Below are 20,233 nucleotides of genomic sequence, written 5' to 3' on the forward strand. Positions count from 1 at the left end.
AGATAAAAGAAAGACAATCCAATGGATTGTCTTTTTTAGTATGCATAAACAGTATGCTCAAGGCGCTGAAGAGCTCTGATCCAGAGGAACGGCATCTACCTTAAATAAGCCGATGTTACATCGTGAGTAAGTTTCTTCGAGAAATCATCGTATCCCCGTCCCCATGTGAGATGAACGTCTTGCTTGAATATGCATTTCAACATTCGGATAGAAAAAAGCCAGGCTTGGATTGAATATGGTCAAGTTCGGACAGCAAATCACTCATTTCCGACAGAATATCGTCCAAGTTGGACAGAAAGAACACAGAAGCAAAACAATATAACAATAAAATGAGGTTTCTCTTAATGAAAAAATAAACTATTCGAAAAAAAGAGGAATTTTGCTTTTATTTACTCGACAAAAGAAGTAGAATATGGAAAAAAAGAAAGAAGAGAGGAGAAGAATAGATGTTTACGTATAAACTAAACGATGACACACAATTACGTTTGCTAGAGCCAAGGCATGCGGAGGCATTATTTCTTTTAACAGACGGATCAAGAAACTACCTTAGAGAGTGGTTACCCTGGGTGGATTATACTAAGAACATAAATGACTCAAAGAATTTTATTGAGGGTACGTTAAAACAATTTAGTAGCAATAATGGATTTCAAGCGGGAATCTGGTATAAAGGCGAACTAGTGGGAGTGGTAGGTTTACATAGTGTTAATTGGGCAAATAAATCTACTTCCATTGGTTATTGGTTAGGGGAAGGTTTTCAAGGTAAAGGACTAATGACAGAGGCATGTCGTGCAGTAATAGACTATTGTTTTCATGAATTGGGACTCAATCGAATCGAAATTCGTGCTGCCACTGGAAATCAAAAAAGTCAGGCTATCCCTGAAAGGCTTGGATTTGAAAAAGAAGGTTGTTTAAAGAGCTCGGAATTTTTGTATGATCGATATGTTGATCATTATGTGTATGGATTGATAAAAGATCACGGGCATTTGCTTACGTAGAAAAGGATTGAAACCAAGTTTTTTTGACAAACGAGAATGCTGTGAGAATGATAATAAAAAGAGGATGTGTATGCTTTTAATACACATCCTCTAATCTATTGATCATAAAAAAAGTTTGTATTTAGTTGAGAACATCAAACTATCCTGTAAATACTTCTCCATCTGGGTAACGAATGCTCGATTTTTGAGAGCGGGCTAAGGAAAATGCTAAAGTGAGTGGACCTATTCTCCCTATAAACATCAAAACAATAATAATCTGTTTACCTATAGGCGTTAGTTCACCTGTTAAACCCATTGATAAGCCGACGGTTCCAAAGGCAGAGAAGGCCTCAAAAACAATCGTAATAAAGGGAGCATTCTCTGTTATAGAAAGGGCTAGAATCGTAAGAAAAACAGCTAGTAAACTTATCACGACAATGGCCAAAGAACGCAAGATAATTTGGTGTTTAATCGTTCGTTCAAAAACGACGGTCTCGTTCCTGCCCCTTAAAAAAGTGAGAACAGCCATGACAATCACTATAAAAGTTGTTAACTTGATCCCACTACCTGTTGAAGCACTTCCTGCTCCGATAAACATAAGCAACAGAAGAAATACAATAGATCCAGAGGTCATACTACCAATATCCAATGAGTTAAAACCTGCAGTTCGTGGTGTAACAGCTTGGAAGTAGGAAGCCCACAATTTATCTCCAATATCCAAGGAACCTAGTGTGGCTGGATTGGAATACTCAAGTGTGAAGAGCAACATCATCGCTACTACGTTTATGACTAACGTTCCAACAAGCATTATTTTAGAATGCAACGATAATCTATGGAATTGCTTGGTATGCCATAAATCTGATAGTACAGTAAACCCAATTCCTCCAGTTATGAATAAAAACGTAATGATAATATTTACTACTGGGTCTCCAACATAGCTCATTAAACTATCTGACCAAAGAGAGAAGCCGGCATTATTAAAAGCAGAAATTGAATGAAAAATACTTGTATAAATTCCATAAGGCCAACCAAACTCTGGAACCCATCGCATGGACAGTAAAATCACAGCAACTAATTCAATTAAGATAGCAAAAACAAATAAAATTTTAACAAGGCGGATAACGCCGCCAATAGATGTTTGATTCAGAGCTTCCTGCACCAAGATCCGTTCTCTTAATCCAATTTTCTTTCCTAATACGATGACAATTAAAACCGCAAAAGTCATTAATCCCAAACCGCCAATTTGAATAAGTAACATGATTACAACCTGGCCAAACACGGTAAAAGCCGTCCCGGTATCAACAACAACAAGACCTGTAACGGTGGTTGCTGAAGTGGCTGTAAACAGTGCATCAATCCATGTAATTGGCTCTGTTGTAGCCAAAGGAAGCTTTAGTAGAGCCGTTCCAATCAATATGGCTACAAGAAAACTTAAAGCTAATGTCTGCGGGGGTGATACTTGGAAAGGACGATGAAAAACTCCTTTTTTAGGAAAAGACATCGTTACAAACCTTCTTCCTCATAACGTTTCAGATCTCGTTTATGTCCAATTACAATTAAAATGTCATCTTTATAAATCACATCATCCGGCATCGGAGACACGTTAATATCTTCCCCTCTTTTAACAGCCAAGATCGTACAACCATATTTTGCACGAATATCAAGGTCGATGATTGAACGATTATGAACTTTGTTGGTAGCTAATAATTCAACAATGCTGTATTCATCTGATAACTCGATATAATCTACAATTTTTTCGGACGTTATATGTTGGGCGATTCGGACCCCCATATCATGTTCAGGGTGAATAATGCGATCAGCACCAATCTTTTCAAGTACCTTATGATGATAGGCATTCTGGGCTTTAACCCAAACATTCTCTACCTCCATTTCTTTAAGGACAAGCGTTGTTAATATGCTGGACTGGATGTTATCACCAATCGCAACAATAACGTATTCGAAGTTGCGGATTCCAAGTGATTGTAGTGCCTTTTCATCCGTAGAATCAGCAATCACAGAATGGGTAGAGAACCGAGCAAATTCATTAACTTTCTGATCTCGATTATCAATTGCTAAAACTTGGTGCCCCATATTATATAACTCCTTGCACACACTACCACCAAAACGACCTAATCCAATTACAGCAAATTGTTTTTTCCTATCTGCCATGTCATTCACCTCTTTTTTTGCAAAATAAAATAGACCATCACAAAGAATGGTCCACAACGACCCTTCTCTTCTAAACGCTGACGAGGTTAGCTGTCGGATTAGGGACTAAAGAGTATCCCCTCTTACTATGTAAGATTCACCCCAAGATGGAAGATATCCACCAAAGTTGGTTCCCCCGCTCAAACATGATTAAGCGACTAAAGGTTATATTTAATTTAACTAATAGAAAATTTACTCCTCTTTTGATTAAGTGTCAATGCTTTGTGAATAAAATTTACAAATAGTAAAAACATCATTTCGTTGATTTTGTTTATTGGCGAATTTGATAGAGATTATGATCAAAAAGTAGACTATAACCAGGTAAGACATATGATAAAATTCATTATAGTTACAATAGCAGAGGTGAAACATGTATACTTCAGAAGAGATTTCGTTCCGGTCAGAAGAACAAATATTAGTGGGTACTTTATATAAACCGATAACTACTTATCCTTATCGTGTTGTTGTCATTCTACATGCAGCTAATTTAGGAGAGCGTAATGATAGATATTATGATCATCTAAAGGACTTATTTACGAGTAATGGGATAGGTGTTTTTTTATATGATCGACGAGGAACAGGGGACTCAACTGGTAACTTTAACACGGCTCGTTTTGAAGACTTAGCTATGGACGCCTTATCAGCGATTGCTATATTGGATGAAAGGGATGACGTAGGAAGTATTGGATTATGTGGAATCAGCCAAGGGGGATGGATTGCCTCGTTAGCTACATCTCTAACTAGCCAAGTCTCTTTTTTAATTATGGTATCCACACCAGGTGTTTCTCCATCTGAACAGATGTTGTATGCATCTAGTATCTCAATGAAAGAAGCTGGATTTCCCAAAGAGATCGTGGAAGAAGCAAGAAGTGTAAAGAAAATGGTTGATGAATATTTTAGGGAAAAGGTAGAAAGAGAGGGTGTTCAAGCTGTCTTACAACAAAAGGTAAAGGAAGCATGGTATCCATATGCATACCTCCCGCCAAAAGGATGCTTGCCTAGAAATAAAAAGAATTCAAAGTGGTATTACGAATTAGATTATAACCCTATTAAGTGCTTTAAAACGGTAAACATTCCCTTATTATTTATTTTTGCGGATAAAGATATATATGTTCCTGTAGATGATAGTATTGGTCCATTAACGCAAGCGACTTTTTCTAATAAGGATGTTCTCTTTTTAACAATTAAGAACACCGATCATTTTATGTATGATACAGAATTAAAAGGTGAGATTATTTCAAAAGAATATGTAACCAATTTGATTAATTGGGTAGATAGGTTTAGAGAATCTGAGTAAGTTGAGGGTAGAAACCTTTCTTATTTATCGATCTTATTTTGCTACTAAATTAAAAAATCAAGAAAGAGAATGCTGCGTTTCTGGATTTTAAACAGGAGCGCTTTTTTAGAATTTTGTAAACGGATTTCCAAATTTGTGTAACTTTTTTGAATTAGAAACGTCATTAGGGAAAACAAAATCATCTGAGCTAGGAGAGAGGTGAAATCTTTGAGAGATGATGATAAGGATCAGAAAATAATGGATTGGTATCAGTGTTATAGCTCTGATATTTACCGCTTTATTCTTATGATGATTGGGGATCATGAACAAGCTAAAGATCTAACTCATGATACGTTTTTAAAAGCATATCAAAGCCTTTCTACATTCAAAAATGAAACGAGTAATAAAAATTGGTTATACCGTATTGCTCGTAATGTGACTATTGATTATAAGCGGAAGAAAAAGCCCCTTCTTTTTGTTTTAGATACGTTTATATCAACACAACATACAAATTGTCCAGAGAAAATAACACAACTTGGAGAAAATGAAGAACAGTTGTACCGTGCGCTTACGAAATTAAAACGTTCGTATCGAGACGTTATTATTTTAAGAAAAATGAACGAGTTAACCATTCGAGAAACAGCTAACGTGCTTAACTGGTCAGAAAATAAAGTGAAGGTTACGCTAAGGAGAGCTTTAATTGTATTAAAAAAGCAATTAGAAGAGGAGGGCTATGAACATGAGTCGAATTGAAGAAGAAACAGAATTTAAAAAAACCTTGTCTACGTTTAACAACATTAAATTAACAGATTCTGAGAATGAAGAATTGCGTTCTAGAATGATGAACAGTCTTAAAAAGAATGGCAATCGTAAAAAATATCGTATGCCACTTCCGATTTTGTCCTCAATAGTGGCTTCGTTCATTCTGATCCTTGGCGGTTATTACCTATGGATGACGTACGAAAATACAAACGAGAGCTCTATTCACAAAGACAGCCACAGTCACGAAAAGTTTGAGGCGGAGTTGACTGGCACTTTTGGAGAAGATGTTTATTTACCACAAATAGAAAGTCATTCTATCGGCATGATTTGGATCCATCATAATGAGGTGCCTGAAGGTTTTTCCGGTATGAATGGGGCAACTGTTGCATATATTCCTGATGAAAAATTTGAGCAGGTTGTGAATGAAGAGGAAATGCCATTACTAAATGGAGAACTTATCTATACTGAACATGTAAATGAAGAAGATGCTCGTGTAATTGTTCATATTTATGATAATGAAATGATCATTCCGAAGGGGGAGGTAGTTCAAATAGAAGATAAGAATGTGTATTATCAGCTAGAAGTAAATTCAGGATTGAATGAAGTGGTTTTGAGCTTTCACTTAGCTGATTTAGTCTATTATGTTCATTATAAATTGCTTGATGGAAATACGGAGGAAGAAGCTTTGGAGCTTGTAGAATCATTTATTAAACAAAGAGAGTCCATGTAAAAAAGCTACATTTGGATTATGAAATCCTGTGCAGCTTTTTTATGATTTCTTTAATTTGAATTTAAAAAAGAATGAAATAGCGATAATCGCTATGAGAGCAGAAAGAGCAAAATAAAGAACATATTTGTATGTTTCAAAGGATTGTTTTACAACGTACCATCGAATTCCAAGTTCATAACCAGAGAAAACAAATAGCGTCACCCAAAACAATGCCCCAACATAGGAATATAGCATAAATGTTCGGAGTCTCAAACGAGAGATCCCTGCTAGATAGCCTGTAATATGTCTGATGCCAGGGATAAAATAACCTATTAGTAATAACCAAGCTCCATGTTTTGCAAACATTTGTTGGGATTTGTGTATTCTACTATGAGATAGGTGAATTTTAGGACCATATTTTAATAAAAAGGGAAGACCTAATTTGGCTCCGAGTACATAACTAATCGTTATACCAATAGCTGATCCCAAATAAGAACTAATGATGGCTGTCCATAAATTAATTTTACCAAGATAGGCATAATACCCAATGGTAAGAAGCAATACCTCATCAGGCAAAGGAAGCCCAACGATTCCACCAACTAGCGCAATGAAAATTCCAAAATAACCATATTCTAATATTAAATGCTTTAATATCTCCATAGTATCTTCCTATTCTTAAAGAGGCTAATCTCATTATAACGAATTTTTAAATAGGGTCTACTTAGAAGATAAAAAGAATAACCCACCTAAGATGTGAGTTACTCTAGTTTACAAATAATGAAGTAGGCTAGTGGCTATCGTAAAGTAGATAAGCAGTCCTAATATATCATTTACCGTTGTAATGAAAGGGCCTGAGGCAAATGCAGGGTCGATCTTTAATTTGTGAATAATGAGTGGGACTGTAGCTCCTACAATGGTTGCAACACTTAACGAACAAAAGATAGAGATGCCAACAACCACAGCTACCATAAAGCTACCATAAAAAATAGGAATGATCAGAAGCAACGTCATGGCACAAATGAAACCAATCATCATGCCTGTGCAAAATTCCTTAAAGAGTGTTCTTAAAAGACCTTTTTTCTCAAGGGTGCCAAGGGCCAATCCGCGAACAACAACGGCTAATGACTGTGTTCCTGCGTTTCCTGCTGAGCCCATTAACAAGGGGATAAAAGCCGCAAGCAAGATAATTTGGTTGAGTGTTTCTTCAAATTGCTCTATAACTCCAGCTGTAAGAAGACCAAAAAACATGAGAAGAACTATCCAAGGTGAGCGTAGTTTTGCTGCAGTGAAGGCAGATACATGGATGTCTGTTGCTCCTCTAGCAGCCGTAAATTCACCTAAGTCTTCCGTGGCTTCATCTTCTAGTACATCAATGACATCATCGACTGTAACAATTCCAAGCAGGGTACCGTCAGAGCTGACAACAGGGGCTGCTAAGAAGTTATATTTTTTTATGATTTTGGCTACTTCTTCTTGTTTTGTGACTGAGTCAACAGAGACAACACGAGAACTCATTAAATTTTGAATGACCTCGTTTGATTGAGCTGTTAGCAAATCTCTTAAAGACACAACGCCTACAAGTTGCTCGCGCTCATTCACAACATATAAATAATAGATCGTTTCGGCATTCGGTGCTTCTTCCCGTAATTGTTCAATAGCTTGTTGGGCGTTATGTGAGGAAGCAAGTGAAATGAACTCTTTCGTCATAAGGGCACCAGCTGTCTTAGGGGGATAGGCCATTAACTCATAAACATCATTGGCATCCTCTAAATCCATAGCTTTTAATAGGGCGTGTGCCTCGCTCTTATTTAATTGGGATAGTAAGTCAGCAGCATCGTCTGTATACAGATGTGTCACCATTTCTGAGGCATATGGTTGATCAAGTTCAAGAATGATGTCTTTTTGTTCGTGTAGGTCAAGAGCCTGGAAGACATTAGCCATTTCTTCTGGGTCCAGCATATGATAAAGGGTTTGCCGTTGTTCCTTTTCTAGGTTGATACAATATTCAGCTTGGTCCGTCGGATGTAGCTGTAAAAAGGATTCGCGGAATAGGTGATTCTCGTTTTTATTTAGCAACTCTATTAAATGATGAGCATAATCTTCTTTGTTAAGTCTAACCATGTTATGACCTCCTTCTAAGGTGTGTCACCACAGGCAGCGAGGTGCACGTGGATGTTAAATAAATGTTTGTTTAAATTTTGCCTAAGGGGCTCTGGATCAGCATTCATCTTCTAACATGCACCTCCTTAACAAAGTAAAAGGGTTCCCAATAGGAGAAGGAATTGCCTTTTTTCGCATCTTTTCTATAGGATATTCAAGACTTAATCAATCGTTCGTTTAATAATATAGGCGAAAAATACAATTACGAGGTGGAACAGATCAGACTAGGTTCTTGCTCGTGACTCTGTAGTGAGATAAAATCAAACTATTCGTACGAATGAAGGAGAAACCAACTTGAAACAAAGTATGTGGAAAAATATAATAGCGATCGCCATTGGATCAGCCATGGGGACAAGCCTTCGCTATTATTTAAATCTTGTGACATTAACAACAGGCTATCCAATTGGGACGATCGTGGAGAACTTAGGTGGAAGTATGGTTCTTGGCTTTTTGACTGGATGGTTTATCATCAAGATCTCACGTGAATGGCTTAAGGTAGGACTTGGTGTTGGGTTGTGTGGCGGGTTTACGACGATGTCCACTCTTGCTAGTGATAGTGTCTTTTTGTTTCTAGAACATACGTGGTGGCTAAGTGTGGTCTATATCCTTGTATCGGTTGGTGGAGGGATCATGTGTGCACTAGTTGGCTATATATTGGGGCAAAAGGTAGGAAAGCGACAAGGTTTCAAGGGGGTACAACAAGAATGAATCTACTACTAGTTAGTGTTGGAGGAATGCTAGGAGCGATTTGTCGCTATGTATTGGGGATTGCAATTATGAGCAAGTTCCCTACACCACCTTTCCCAATTGCAATGTTGATAGTAAATGTACTTGGTTCACTTGGCTTAGGGGTTTTTTATGGTAGCTATTACGGGGGAATTCCACTTGGAGCCTATGAAGAGTCTGTATTTTTGCTAGTAGCTATCGGTTTTTTTGGAGCATTCACGACATTTTCTACGTTTAGTATGGAAACAGTACAACTATATCAAAAGAGTGCGTGGAAGCCGCTATTGGCTTACATAAGTTTATCTATTGTAGGATCAATCACTATGTTTGTATTTGGTTTTTCAATCACGAAGTAATCATAGATTAGGGGATGGAGAAAATGAGAGAAACAAGTTTTAATACGAGAGCTGTACATTTTCAAGCGAAAGAACCTGCAAGAAATGCAAGCAAGGCAAAACCAATTTATCAAACATCAGCGTTTGTTTTTACTGATTTAGAGGATATGGAGAGCTTCTATGAAGGGGAAAAAGAATACCTATACTCAAGGTATAGCAATCCTAACACTGATGACCTTGGGAAAGGGGTTGCCTTACTGGAGGAAACCGATGATGGAGTGGCAACGTCATCAGGAATGTCTGCCATTTTAGCTGGTGTTTTAGCCGTAGCCAACCCTGGGGATCACGTTTTGGCCTCTGATGATTTATATGGTGGAACCTATCAGTTGTTTGCTCAAGAATTACCTAACTTTGGTATTAACGTCAGTTTTGTTTCTTTCCAAGATTTGAATAAAGTAACAGAGTCATTAACGGATAAAACGGTACTCATTTATACAGAATCGGTTACAAACCCGCTGCTTCGAGTGGAAAAACTTGAGGAGGTCATTGCCCTAGCGAAAGAAAAAGGCATTAAGACTATGATTGATAATACCTTTGCTACGCCATATTTGTTACAACCAGCTACACTTGGTGCTGATCTTGTTGTTCATAGCGCAACTAAATATATCGGAGGCCATAGTGATGTAACTGCAGGGGTTCTTGTTGGGGAGCAAACGCTTATTGATAAGGCAAAAGGTAAAGTGATTACTCTAGGTTGCAATTTAAGTCCATTTGAGGCTTGGCTTGCATGTCGAGGGCTGAAGACATTAAGCGTTCGAATGGAAAGACAAAGCCACAATGCAAAAATGCTTGCGGAACCATTAGAGAGTCACGAGGGAGTGGCTCGGGTTTTTTACCCTAAATATGTTTCTGAAAAAGGCAATGGAGCGATGGTTAGTGTGGATTTAGCCGACGATGTAAATGTAGAAGCGTTTTTCCGCTCACTTGGATGGGTGAAAATTGCCCCTACATTAGCTGGAGTTGAAACAACGGTTTCCTACCCACTCCGCACATCGCATCGTACCATTCCAGATGAACTTCGAAAAGAGTTAGGAATAGGAGCACAATTGGTTCGTATTTCAGTGGGAATTGAAGACGAGAAGGATATTATCGCAGCATTTGTTCAAGCGATTGAATCAGCAAAGTAAAAGGAGCATGGGGAAGAGCGTTTTTTCCCCATGCTTTATTTTTTGAGAAAGAAATAAAAGATGCTTGCTTTCACTTTGAGACCATGTTATTATAGAACTTGTGTCAGAGAAAAAGTCTGGTGGCGATAGCGAAGAGGTCACACCCGTTCCCATGCCGAACACGGTCGTTAAGCTCTTTTGCGCCGATGGTAGTTGGGGGCTTCCCCCTGTGAGAGTAGGACGTTGCCAGGCGAATTTCTTTGTATAAAATTTATTAGTATTGACAATACTAATTATATAACGACGCGGGGTGGAGCATGTAGCGAAACATCGTCGAATAAACTACGACATGTCTTGACGCATACACTACAAAGCAAAGTTAGAAGAGGAAAAGACGACTTCTTCGAATAAACATCATCAATATACTTTATAACGACGCGGGGTGGAGCAGTCTGGTAGCTCGTCGGGCTCATAACCCGAAGGTCGGCGGTTCAAATCCGTCCCCCGCAATACCAAAAAGAAGCCGAAACGAATATGTTTCGGTTTTTTCTATTTTAATTTGAAGTAAATATATGGAGAGAATCTCTATATATTGTCATTTCGCCGTTAAAATGAGATTTTCGCTGATATATTTGGTTTTTCGCTATTATATTTTTGTTTTCGCTGATAAAATGGTCTTTTTGCAAATAAACTTCATAATGCATACATTATGAAGTTTATAAATTGAGTTGTTTTGCCTTTTCTTATCATTTGCTTGGGCATTTCGTTTGAAATCGGATAAACTAGAAGAGGCAAACCTTAGGTATGATGAAATCCTAAGGTTTTTTTGTAGAGAAATGATTCTGATCGAGAGGGTCGGTTAAAATGGAAGATGAGTTCGCGTTTATTTCAAAGATTACACCTGAAGAGACTTATCAAAAAGAACTTGTTCGAGGAATAGGGGACGATGCAGCTGTTTATTCTGGAGCGGATCATATGGAACAAGTTGTTTGTGTAGATACAATGGTCGAAGGTGTTCATTTTCGTCGTGACACACTTAGTCCTTATCAAATAGGAAAAAAGGGATTAGCAATTAATGTGAGTGATCTTGCAGCGATGGGGGCCATTCCAACCTATTATTTGGTATCTATTGCTATTCCGTCATCTTGGACGGAGGAAGAATTAACTCAACTCTATCAAGGGATGAATGATTTAGCCAAGACGTATCAAATGGATTTAGTTGGTGGAGATACGGTATCGACGAACGATGTTCTTGTGTTAACGGTGACGGCAATTGGAAAAGTCGAACGTGGCAGGGCGAGGTATCGTGATCAGGCTAAGCCGGGTGATCTTATTTTTCTAACGGGATATGCTGGAACATCAGCAGCAGGGCTAGATTTGTTGTTTGAAAAAGGTTTTACGGGGCCTTTTTCTCGGGAGGAGCAAATTCTGGTGAAATCCCATCAGGAGCCAACTCCTCATATAGCAGAAGGAAGGATCCTATCTACATTAAACAAACGAATTTCGTTAAATGATGTAAGTGATGGTGTTGCTAGTGAAGCAAATGAGATAGCAGAAGCAAGCCAGGCGAGGTTGATTATTGAACGAGACAAGCTTCCAATTCATGATGTGATGTATACCTACCCGCCGGAGAAGCAACTCGATTATGCGTTATTTGGTGGAGAGGATTTTATCTTGATTGGGACGCTTCCGAAAGAGGATGTCAAAGAAGTAGAAGCAGAATTCCTATCGCAAGGTCTGATGCTTCAAGTCATTGGGTTTGTTGAAGAGGGAGAACCTGGTGTATCTTTATTAGAAGAAAATCAACGGAATAAGGTAGAAAAGAACGGATATAACCATTTTAAAAAGCGCGGGTGAAGGCAGTGGAAGAGTGGAATCTTATAACAGAGTCACCAGAGGAGACAATGCAACTAGCGGAGAAATTAGCGGGTATTGTACAACCTGGTGATGTGATTACGCTAGAAGGAGATCTTGGTGCAGGGAAAACAAGTTTTACCAAGGGGTTTGCAAAAGGTCTAGGTGTGAAACGGGTTGTAAATAGCCCGACATTTACGATTATTAAAGAATACAATGGGCGAATTCCGCTTTACCATATGGATGTATACCGAATGGAAGATGAGATGGAAGACCTAGGGTTAGAGGAGTATTTTTATGGTGAAGGGGTTTCGGTTATTGAATGGCCGAGTATGATTCCAAGTCAGCTACCGGAGGATCGTTTATCGATTTCCTTATTCCATTTAGGAGAAACAAGTAGGAAGATTACGGTTCAAACGACGGGGAGCCGTTCTTTGCAGTTATTAAAGGAGTTGCGTTATGAGTAAAACATTAGCAATTGATACATCTTCATTTGTCATGGGTTTAGCTGTTACAGAAGGTGATCGAACGTTAGGTGAAGTAATAACAAATATTAAAAAGAACCATTCGATTCGGCTTATGCCGGCTATTGACCAATTAATGAGTGAAGTAGCTGTGAAACCGAACGAATTAGAAAAAATTGTTGTCGCCAACGGACCGGGATCCTACACAGGGGTTCGAATTGGTGTGACAACTGCCAAAACGCTTGCTTGGTCACTGCATATACCGATCGTAGGTGTATCAAGCCTTGCTGTTCTAGCGCAGACAGGCCGTTTCTTTCAAGGGGTTGTTTCTCCAATTATGGATGCAAGACGTGGGCAAGTATATACGGGCCACTATGAAACGAACGGTGTAGACGTAGTAGAAGTAGGAAACGATTGCTTAATATTGTTAGAAGATTGGCTTATCTACTTGAAGGAACTACAGAAACCTGTGTTATTTGTGGGGCAAGATGTTTCTATGCATGAAACGATGATTCGTGATGTACTCGGAGAAGCTGCTCATTTCGCTACAGGATCGATGGCTTTGCCTAGACCGGCAGAATTAGCAAGAGTAGGACAGGCTATGACAATGGCTGACTCTGTGCACTCGTTTGTTCCGAATTACCTGCAGCTCGCTGAAGCCGAAGCGAATTGGCGAAAGGCTCAGAAAGAAAAGGGTTGTGACTATGATTGAACAAGAAAAAGAGACGATTCGGTTTATGACAATGGAAGATATAGATACAGTCATGGAAGTCGAGCGTGATGCTTTTTCGACACCTTGGGATCCGACTATTTTTCTAAATGAACTAACTTCAAACCAATTTGCACAATACCTTGTTTATGAAGTTGAAGGTGAGATTATTGGCTATTGTGGATTATGGGTCGTGATGGATGAAGCTCAAGTAACTAATATTGCTATTCATTCAAAAAACAGAGGACAAGGGCATGGTGAAAGACTCTTGCAATATGTTATTTCATTTTTAAGGCAAATGGGTGTATCTAAGCTTTCGTTAGAAGTACGCGTATCTAATACAGTTGCGCAAAATCTTTACCGGAAAATGGGCTTTATTGAAGGTGGAATAAGGAAAAATTATTATGCTGATAATTTAGAAGATGCTTTAGTGATGTGGGTGAATTTAGATGATAAATGAAAAGGAACTGATTTTAGCGATTGAGACAAGCTGTGATGAAACGTCTGCAGCTGTGATTGAAAATGGGACAGTGATTTTGAGTAATGTGGTCTCTTCTCAAATAGAAAGCCATAAACGATTTGGTGGAGTTGTTCCGGAAGTGGCATCGAGGCATCATGTTGAACAAATTACGATTATTATTGAGCAGGCAATGGAGGAGGCAAATATCACGTTTGCTGATTTGAGTGCTGTTGCCGTTACAGAAGGTCCAGGTCTTGTTGGAGCATTGTTGATTGGTGTTAATGCAGCAAAAGCGATAGCATTTGCGCATAATATCCCGTTAATAGGTGTTCATCATATAGCTGGCCATATTTATGCCAATCAACTTGTGGAGCCGATCTCATTTCCATTATTAGCATTGGTTGTCTCTGGTGGGCATACAGAGCTTGTTTATATGAAGGAAGATGGTCATTTTGAAATTATCGGTGAGACGAGAGATGACGCTGTAGGTGAGGCGTACGATAAAGTGGCGAGGACGCTAGGGTTGCCTTATCCGGGGGGGCCTCACATTGATCGTCTTGCTGCAGAGGGAAAAGAAACGATTGATTTCCCGCGCTCGTGGTTAGAACCGGATTCATTTGATTTTAGTTTTAGTGGTCTGAAATCTTCTGTTATTAATACATTGCATAACTTCAACCAGCGCGGTGAAGAAGTCAAAAAGGAAGATGTAGCAGCTAGCTTTCAAGCAAGTGTCATTGATGTTCTAGTAGGAAAGACAAGACGAGCTGTAAAGAAGCATGAAGTGAATCAGTTGCTTTTAGCTGGAGGTGTGGCAGCGAATAAAGGATTGCGTCATGCGTTAGAAAAGGAATTTGAGAAAACGAATGTTGACCTTAGAATTCCTCCTTTGTCATTATGTACGGATAATGCAGCTATGATTGGTGCAGCTGCTAGCGTTAAATGGAGAAAGCAGAAGTTTGCTTCCTACGATTTAAATGGAAACCCAGGACTTGATTTAGAACAACAGTAATCATGTTTAAAACCACTTATTGGAGCGAATGCTAACAATAGGTGGTTTTTTTGTTATGGAGATTTGATGCTTTCTGTAGAATTTTGGTTAAATTGTTATGGAAATCGATAAATTTACGAAGGTTTTTGTCGGATTTCGTAAAAAAGTTGTTAACAACCTTTATCCACAATGTTGTTAACAATGTGGGTAAACACAAAAACTCTAGAAAATACGCGGAGAAAATTGTTATTAACTAAAATGTGGATAACTCCGTGGATAATGTGAATAAATCGATAAACACCTTAAGAAACAGTGTTTATGCTGTTAATAACTTTGTGGATATTGTGGATATGTCAGAAAATTAGCCCAAAAAGGTTTGAGAGAGATGTCGAGAAAGCTTATAGTACTTTTATTATTGTTCATCATTTGCCAAGGATGCTTGTTACGTTATGTCGAAGCAGCTGAGAAAATAGAGAAAATTGCCGTTATCTTAGTTCCGGGAATGTCTATGACGGAGGCGCAGTGGCTTATCCACAATGAGGATAAAAATTGGATCTGGAACGAAGCTGCTATTGGCGCGATGAATGTCAGGCCAGATGGACCATATTCTTATTTAAATAATATGGTCACGATGGGAGCTGGAGCAAAAGCAGTCGGTGTACAGGACTGGAATAGCTATGAGGTGACAGAAGAAGTGAATGGCTTTGCTGCTAGCGAGTGGGTCCATCAATTGACTGGAATGAGACAAACAGAAGGTTTATTGCATCCAGGTTTGCATCGCTTAAATCAAAAAAATGATCAGGGGACACATAGAGCCCGGGTTGGTGATTTTGGGCAATTGCTTCAAGAAGCTGGAGTGGTCCGAAAAGTATATGGCCATAGCGATACGTTAGAAGAGAGGGTGCGTTATGCATCCTTGCTCGCTCTAGATCGCAGCGGTACGGTTGCTGGCGAAATTACTCAGTCTGTCAGGGCGAAGGAAGGGTCTCCATATGGAATGGAGATGGATGTTGACTTTCTTATTAACAAACTATCAACAATTGGGGATGAGCAAAGTTCTTTTTTCGTGATTGAGTGGGGGGACTTGTACCGTCTATATGACCAAATGCATTATATGGAGGAGAAGCACTTTCAAAGTGAATGGGCAAGACAATTGATGAGGTTACAATCATTTGTTGAACAAGCGCGTCGGGAAGTGGATCAACTGTGGATGATTTCTCCTATGATGAACAAACAAGCCTATGATGAAAAACAACAATTGGCACCTGTTTTTTATTGGGGCCAGAAAAAAGCAGGATACCTTACTTCCAATACTACAAGACAAGATTACTTATTAAGTAGTATCGACATGGTCCCTACCTTACTTAGGTCCTTTCATCTTTCTTCAGAGTCTTATTCAGGAAATGAAGTCATACAAGAAAGGGTAGGTGATGTGGATAAATCGTCTGTGTTTGAAGCGGTTAATGAAATTGTACTCATATACAAAAGTCGAGCCAGTGTATTATCGACCTATATTACTTGTTTAGTTGTTGCTTTATTAGGGGCGGCTGTTTATGGATCATTTGGAACGAAAAAAAGACGAACGTGGCGCTATATTACGAGATTGATTTTATTATCGGCATTGTGGTCACCATTTTGGTTTCTAGCATTATCAGTTATTGTTAAAACGATTGGGATAAGTGGGTTTGTCTTAGGGTTGATAGCTAGTTCTTTGCTATGTGGATATGTTGTGGAAAAGGGGAGCGAGAAGCCTATTTTTTGGATCGGAATCTGTACGTTTCTTTTAATTACAGTTGATGTCATTCTTGGATCAGCTTTTATGCAACGTTCTTATTTGGGGTATGATCCGATTATTGGTGCTAGATATTATGGAATTGGTAATGAATTTGCCGGGGTATACGTGATCTCTGCCATTATGGTGATTAGTCCTTTAGTTGACGTTAGGAGAAAAAAACAATCGATCCTTTTAATGACGGCTCTTTTTACTTGTGTTCTTGTTATTCTTGGAAAGAATTCACTTGGAACGAATGCAGGGGCGACATTATCAGCTGGATTGGCATTTGCTTTTTTCTTTTATCGTATGTTCACAAAAAAATGGTCATGGCGCTTTCTTATCATTGTGGCTGTCAGCTCGTTGGGTACGCTATGTCTCTTCCTCTATATGCTACAATTAACAGGAGAGCAGACTCATATAGGGATGGCGTTTGACCGGTTATTGAATGGGGATGTTCGTTATATTGCAGATACGATTCAGAGAAAAGCGGCTATGAATATAAAGATCTTCCGTCACTCAAATTGGACACAGCTATTTGTCACGAGTTATTTGCTAGGTGCCATTATTCTTTGGAGGAGACGCCTGCAGCTTAAAGGACAAGATAAGCAGCTCTTTTTACAAACGGGAGTGGTTGCTTCATTTGCATTGCTTTTGTTAAATGACTCGGGTGTTGTTGCAGCGGCAACGTCTATGTTCTGCGTAGTATCTGCCCATTATTACTGGTTGTCTGTAAATAAGGAGGAGAACAATTTTGCAGTTGGAGAAACGATTAATTCTAGCCAGGCGGTTGAGGATTAGTGTCCTTATTGTTATCGCGATTGCGTTAGCTATGGATTATTTTCCTTGGATAACAGGAGGGCTCGTTGGCAGGAATCTGATCTTTGTGATACTTGGTTTTTGTTTTCTACTAGCGGTTGTAGCTGAACTATTAATACCGAGAAAAGAGCATCGTAAAGTGAATGTTCCTTTGTTTGAGCACGATCTATTTTTTATTTTTTACGTTGTTGCTGTAATTGGATTGTATACCATTTTAGGGGGATATTCGCAAATTGGCTTACATATTACTCATCCAGTTCTTTGGGTCTTTGTTGTGTACGCCTTTATAAAATGGAATTTGGACCGAAAACAGGCAAAAAAAGAACAAGAGTAAAGGATCCTACTATTAAACAAAGGGATACCCGGCGCGCAGTCCATTGAGACTGGGCGTTTTTTTGCTGTTTTAAAAGAAGGTGCGTGATGCAATGTCATCCATATTAAGTCTGTAAAGAAGATGAGGGTAAAAAATTACATTTAGTTTATAGTCTCAAAACGTCTAGTTAATATTTTCTACCTAAAATGAAGGTGAAAGAAAATAAGGAATGTGAGAGGTGCTTGTAAATGAAACTTGTTTTAATGGGAGATTTACATTACTCGGCAATTGATGAAACGATTGAAGGACTGTATGAAGCGAGATCGACTTTTTATAAGACCTATTTAGAAAAGTTTTTAGAGATTGATGGAGATGCACATATTTCCTTAGGTGATTTAACAAACTACGGCCTCACATTAGAACTTGAAGGAGTTTACGATATTTTAAATCAACGTGAAAGACGGTTTATCCACGTTTTAGGCAATCATGATTTATATGCTCAACCAAGAAGTAACGTACTTGAAATAACTGGACAAGCTCGTTATCACTCAATCACTACGGATGAAGCCGTTTGTGTTTTTCTAGATACCGCTAAGGAAATGGATTATGAAGATTGGGGCGGATGGATTGATGATGAACAACTAGCTTGGTTTGAAGAAGTTGTTAAAGAGTCTGGAACCAAGCCACTTTTCGTTTTTGCTCATCATCCTGTCTATCAAACAACGAAAAATTCAGACCTTGAAAAAGGATCCATTCATCCAAGTATTGATATGTGGAACATTCTTAATCAAAAACAGGGACAAGGCTTTTATTTTAATGGACATACTCATCATGATTCAATCGTCAAACAGCAAAATTGGACATTTGTTCAATTGTCAGCTGCTCTTGATCAGCATTGTTTTCGAATTGTGGAACTCGATCAAGAGGAAATTAACATTACAGCAGTTGAGGTAACGGATGAAGCTATGGTGAACAGTGCGCTCATCTTACATCAACATATGAATCATTTCACCCATCAGCCGAATGCACGTGGTAGCGAATCTGATCGAGAATGCCGTGCATCTATAGTCTCTGTCACAGGGTTAGAAGCGTAAGAGATAAATCCATATATTGAGTCGGAAAAGGAGATAGGAAAATGAAAAAAGCATTGTTTCCAATGGGTTTTGTGCTTGCTTTAGCTTTAATGGTTGGCTGTAATCAGACCAGCAGTGAAAGTTCAACGAGCGTGGGTGGTTCAGAGCCATCAGTCGATAGTGAGGAGAAAGTAGAAATCACCTATTGGTATGCATGGGGAGATAAAATTGGCGAAAACAATGAAAACTTGGTCAAGATGTTTAATGAATCACAAGATCGAATTCATGTGACAGCAGAATACCAAGGTTCTTACGATGATTTACATGCAAAAACGCAAGCTGCATTTGCAGCAGGCAATGCACCAGAGGTCACACAAAATGAAATTGCTTCTGTTGGCATTTTTGCTAACTCTGGAATGACGGAGAATCTAACGCCTTTCGTTGAAAAAAATAATGTCGATATGAACGATTTTATTCCGGGTCTAATGGGGAATTCGTATGTCAATGATCAACTTTATGCACTTCCATATTTACGAAGCACACCTATTCTCTATCTAAATAAGACGATTCTTGAAGAAGTAGGACTAGATCCAGCTGGCCCAAAAAATTGGGAAGAGTTTAGAGAGTACGCTCAGACGCTAACAACAGACGGGGAACGTGTAGGCATGACGTTACCGGTAAATATTTGGATGTATGAGGCCTTGGTTGCTCAAAGTGGAGGTCAAATGTTATCTGATGATGGAAGTGAAGTCGCGTTTAATTCAGAAGCTGGTGTGGCACCTGTTCAATTCTGGAAAGAGATGGAGGAAGAAGGGATTCTCAAGATGCCAACAGGGGATGAAGCTGGCGATGTTGCAAGACAAGATTTCGCAAATGGCCGTTCTGCCATGGCATTCAGTTCTACAGCTGATTTATCGTTTTGGCTTGCGATGGCTGAAGAACAAGGCTTTGAGTTGACGACAGCTTTCATGCCTGCTAATTCAACCTATGGAGTGCCAACAGGGGGAGCGAACCTTGTTATGACAGCGGGGCTCGATCCAGCAAAGCAAGAAGCTGCGTGGGAATTTATTCATTGGATGACATCAACGGAACAAACCATCTATGCAAGTTCATATACCGGCTACCTGCCAAGTCGGATGTCTGCGGTTAATAGTGATGAGATGCAAGCCTTGTATGAAGAGCTCCCGCAGTTTAAAGTGGCGGTTGACCAATTAGAATATGCGAGACCTCGCCCTATGGCAGATGCGTACCCGGAAATTGCAAAAATTATATCTGATGAGATTACGAGAGTCATTATCCAAGATGATATTACAGCCGAAGAAGCAATCGATGTAGCTGCAGAAAGAGCTAATCCATTATTGAAGTAAGAGCGAAGAGAAGAAAGCAAGACCATTGCTTTCTTCTCTGTTATATCAAAGGTTTTTATAAGTAAACAAATGTTTGATTAATTTTTTTTGAGAGAGAGG

Annotated in this window: 20 protein-coding genes, 1 tRNA gene, 1 rRNA gene and 1 riboswitch; of the genes, 18 read left to right on the forward strand and 4 right to left on the reverse strand. The window is 39.0% G+C overall.

Translation table 11 applies throughout. The features are described from left to right. The first annotated feature begins 446 nt into the window (after positions 1–446). The gene (locus LQ50_RS18990) at positions 447–995 is read left to right on the forward strand and encodes a GNAT family N-acetyltransferase (protein ID WP_034632302.1); all 549 of its coding nucleotides are present in this window, start codon (positions 447–449) and stop codon (positions 993–995) included. 139 nt (positions 996–1,134) lie between these two features. Here LQ50_RS18990 and LQ50_RS18995 read toward each other — a convergent pair whose 3' ends face one another. Continuing rightward, positions 1,135–2,475: a TrkH family potassium uptake protein gene (locus LQ50_RS18995; protein WP_034632305.1), complete on the reverse strand. Its 1,341-nt coding sequence runs from the start codon at positions 2,473–2,475 to the stop codon at positions 1,135–1,137. 2 nt (positions 2,476–2,477) lie between these two features. Further along, complete coding sequence (locus LQ50_RS19000; RefSeq protein ID WP_034632376.1) at positions 2,478–3,143, reverse strand: potassium channel family protein; 666 nt, start codon at positions 3,141–3,143, stop codon at positions 2,478–2,480. A 60-nt stretch (positions 3,144–3,203) separates the two neighbouring features. Next, a riboswitch (cyclic di-AMP (ydaO/yuaA leader) is annotated at positions 3,204–3,349 on the reverse strand. A 203-nt stretch (positions 3,350–3,552) separates the two neighbouring features. Between LQ50_RS19000 and LQ50_RS19005 the strand changes: the two genes are divergently transcribed. From LQ50_RS19005 to LQ50_RS19015, 3 genes are all read left to right on the forward strand, one after another. Further along, a complete protein-coding gene (locus LQ50_RS19005) occupies positions 3,553–4,479 on the forward strand; it encodes an alpha/beta hydrolase (protein ID WP_034632307.1) in 927 nt (308 codons plus the stop codon). A 207-nt stretch (positions 4,480–4,686) separates the two neighbouring features. Beyond that, the gene (locus LQ50_RS19010; protein WP_237563757.1) at positions 4,687–5,211 is read left to right on the forward strand and encodes an RNA polymerase sigma factor; all 525 of its coding nucleotides are present in this window, start codon (positions 4,687–4,689) and stop codon (positions 5,209–5,211) included. Further along, a complete protein-coding gene (locus LQ50_RS19015; RefSeq protein ID WP_034632309.1) occupies positions 5,198–5,950 on the forward strand; it encodes a hypothetical protein in 753 nt (250 codons plus the stop codon). The genes LQ50_RS19010 and LQ50_RS19015 overlap by 14 nt, the downstream gene beginning before the upstream one ends. A gap of 39 nt (positions 5,951–5,989) precedes the next feature. Here LQ50_RS19015 and LQ50_RS19020 read toward each other — a convergent pair whose 3' ends face one another. Next, the gene (locus LQ50_RS19020; RefSeq protein ID WP_034632311.1) at positions 5,990–6,589 is read right to left on the reverse strand and encodes a DedA family protein; all 600 of its coding nucleotides are present in this window, start codon (positions 6,587–6,589) and stop codon (positions 5,990–5,992) included. 108 nt (positions 6,590–6,697) lie between these two features. Continuing rightward, positions 6,698–8,050: a magnesium transporter gene (mgtE, locus tag LQ50_RS19025; RefSeq protein WP_034632312.1), complete on the reverse strand. Its 1,353-nt coding sequence runs from the start codon at positions 8,048–8,050 to the stop codon at positions 6,698–6,700. Positions 8,051–8,383: 333 nt separating this feature from the next. Here mgtE and LQ50_RS19030 point away from each other — a divergent pair, with 333 nt between their 5' ends. The 14 genes from LQ50_RS19030 (at position 8,384) to LQ50_RS19095 (ending at position 20,134) form a co-directional block, all read left to right on the forward strand. Next, positions 8,384–8,797: a fluoride efflux transporter FluC gene (locus LQ50_RS19030; protein WP_237563758.1), complete on the forward strand. Its 414-nt coding sequence runs from the start codon at positions 8,384–8,386 to the stop codon at positions 8,795–8,797. Then, positions 8,794–9,171 carry a fluoride efflux transporter CrcB gene (crcB, locus tag LQ50_RS19035; protein WP_034632315.1) on the forward strand — a complete coding sequence of 126 codons (378 nt, stop codon included), beginning with the start codon at positions 8,794–8,796 and terminating at the stop codon, positions 9,169–9,171. Before LQ50_RS19030 ends, crcB begins: the two co-directional genes overlap by 4 nt. Before the next feature lie 23 nt (positions 9,172–9,194). Next, positions 9,195–10,337, forward strand: coding sequence for a trans-sulfuration enzyme family protein (locus LQ50_RS19040; RefSeq protein ID WP_034632317.1), 1,143 nt, complete (start codon positions 9,195–9,197; stop codon positions 10,335–10,337). Between the two features lie 115 nt (positions 10,338–10,452). Next, positions 10,453–10,568: ribosomal RNA gene (gene rrf, locus LQ50_RS19045) — 5S ribosomal RNA — on the forward strand. A 184-nt stretch (positions 10,569–10,752) separates the two neighbouring features. Continuing rightward, positions 10,753–10,826 (forward strand) — tRNA-Met (locus LQ50_RS19050). Between the two features lie 354 nt (positions 10,827–11,180). After that, a complete protein-coding gene (gene thiL, locus LQ50_RS19055) occupies positions 11,181–12,173 on the forward strand; it encodes a thiamine-phosphate kinase (RefSeq protein WP_034632318.1) in 993 nt (330 codons plus the stop codon). A 5-nt stretch (positions 12,174–12,178) separates the two neighbouring features. Beyond that, entirely contained in the window at positions 12,179–12,637 is a 459-nt protein-coding gene (gene tsaE, locus LQ50_RS19060; protein ID WP_034632321.1) for a tRNA (adenosine(37)-N6)-threonylcarbamoyltransferase complex ATPase subunit type 1 TsaE, read from the forward strand. After that, on the forward strand, positions 12,630–13,346 hold the full coding sequence (gene tsaB, locus LQ50_RS19065) for a tRNA (adenosine(37)-N6)-threonylcarbamoyltransferase complex dimerization subunit type 1 TsaB (protein ID WP_034632322.1): 717 nt from the start codon (positions 12,630–12,632) through the stop codon (positions 13,344–13,346). The genes tsaE and tsaB overlap by 8 nt, the downstream gene beginning before the upstream one ends. Next, positions 13,339–13,803, forward strand: coding sequence for a ribosomal protein S18-alanine N-acetyltransferase (gene rimI, locus LQ50_RS19070; RefSeq protein WP_034632324.1), 465 nt, complete (start codon positions 13,339–13,341; stop codon positions 13,801–13,803). The genes tsaB and rimI overlap by 8 nt, the downstream gene beginning before the upstream one ends. Beyond that, positions 13,793–14,812 carry a tRNA (adenosine(37)-N6)-threonylcarbamoyltransferase complex transferase subunit TsaD gene (tsaD, locus tag LQ50_RS19075; RefSeq protein WP_237563759.1) on the forward strand — a complete coding sequence of 340 codons (1,020 nt, stop codon included), beginning with the start codon at positions 13,793–13,795 and terminating at the stop codon, positions 14,810–14,812. The genes rimI and tsaD overlap by 11 nt, the downstream gene beginning before the upstream one ends. A gap of 364 nt (positions 14,813–15,176) precedes the next feature. Next, a complete protein-coding gene (locus LQ50_RS19080) occupies positions 15,177–17,363 on the forward strand; it encodes an O-antigen polymerase (RefSeq protein ID WP_152608258.1) in 2,187 nt (728 codons plus the stop codon). Next, entirely contained in the window at positions 17,317–17,715 is a 399-nt protein-coding gene (locus LQ50_RS19085) for a hypothetical protein (RefSeq protein ID WP_237563760.1), read from the forward strand. Before LQ50_RS19080 ends, LQ50_RS19085 begins: the two co-directional genes overlap by 47 nt. 227 nt (positions 17,716–17,942) lie before the next feature. Beyond that, positions 17,943–18,788: a metallophosphoesterase family protein gene (locus tag LQ50_RS19090; RefSeq protein ID WP_034632329.1), complete on the forward strand. Its 846-nt coding sequence runs from the start codon at positions 17,943–17,945 to the stop codon at positions 18,786–18,788. 41 nt (positions 18,789–18,829) lie between these two features. Further along, complete coding sequence (locus LQ50_RS19095; RefSeq protein ID WP_052144868.1) at positions 18,830–20,134, forward strand: ABC transporter substrate-binding protein; 1,305 nt, start codon at positions 18,830–18,832, stop codon at positions 20,132–20,134. The last annotated feature ends 99 nt before the right edge of the window (positions 20,135–20,233 follow it).

The sequence above is a fragment of the Halalkalibacter okhensis genome (genome assembly GCF_000787375.1).
GTDB classification, from domain to species: domain Bacteria; phylum Bacillota; class Bacilli; order Bacillales; family Bacillaceae_D; genus Halalkalibacter; species Halalkalibacter okhensis.

Excerpts from the sequence above, each read along its gene's own strand:
- LQ50_RS18990 (WP_034632302.1), top strand. The coding sequence starts at position 447 with ATGTTTACGTATAAACTAAACGATGACACACAATTACGTTTGCTAGAG.
- LQ50_RS18995 (WP_034632305.1), bottom strand. The coding sequence starts at position 2,475 with ATGTCTTTTCCTAAAAAAGGAGTTTTTCATCGTCCTTTCCAAGTATCA.
- LQ50_RS19000 (WP_034632376.1), bottom strand. The coding sequence starts at position 3,143 with ATGGCAGATAGGAAAAAACAATTTGCTGTAATTGGATTAGGTCGTTTT.
- LQ50_RS19005 (WP_034632307.1), top strand. The coding sequence starts at position 3,553 with ATGTATACTTCAGAAGAGATTTCGTTCCGGTCAGAAGAACAAATATTA.
- LQ50_RS19015 (WP_034632309.1), top strand. The coding sequence starts at position 5,198 with ATGAGTCGAATTGAAGAAGAAACAGAATTTAAAAAAACCTTGTCTACG.
- LQ50_RS19020 (WP_034632311.1), bottom strand. The coding sequence starts at position 6,589 with ATGGAGATATTAAAGCATTTAATATTAGAATATGGTTATTTTGGAATT.
- mgtE (WP_034632312.1), bottom strand. The coding sequence starts at position 8,050 with ATGGTTAGACTTAACAAAGAAGATTATGCTCATCATTTAATAGAGTTG.
- crcB (WP_034632315.1), top strand. The coding sequence starts at position 8,794 with ATGAATCTACTACTAGTTAGTGTTGGAGGAATGCTAGGAGCGATTTGT.
- LQ50_RS19040 (WP_034632317.1), top strand. The coding sequence starts at position 9,195 with ATGAGAGAAACAAGTTTTAATACGAGAGCTGTACATTTTCAAGCGAAA.
- thiL (WP_034632318.1), top strand. The coding sequence starts at position 11,181 with ATGGAAGATGAGTTCGCGTTTATTTCAAAGATTACACCTGAAGAGACT.
- tsaB (WP_034632322.1), top strand. The coding sequence starts at position 12,630 with ATGAGTAAAACATTAGCAATTGATACATCTTCATTTGTCATGGGTTTA.
- rimI (WP_034632324.1), top strand. The coding sequence starts at position 13,339 with ATGATTGAACAAGAAAAAGAGACGATTCGGTTTATGACAATGGAAGAT.
- tsaD (WP_237563759.1), top strand. The coding sequence starts at position 13,793 with ATGATAAATGAAAAGGAACTGATTTTAGCGATTGAGACAAGCTGTGAT.
- LQ50_RS19080 (WP_152608258.1), top strand. The coding sequence starts at position 15,177 with ATGTCGAGAAAGCTTATAGTACTTTTATTATTGTTCATCATTTGCCAA.
- LQ50_RS19090 (WP_034632329.1), top strand. The coding sequence starts at position 17,943 with ATGAAACTTGTTTTAATGGGAGATTTACATTACTCGGCAATTGATGAA.
- LQ50_RS19095 (WP_052144868.1), top strand. The coding sequence starts at position 18,830 with ATGAAAAAAGCATTGTTTCCAATGGGTTTTGTGCTTGCTTTAGCTTTA.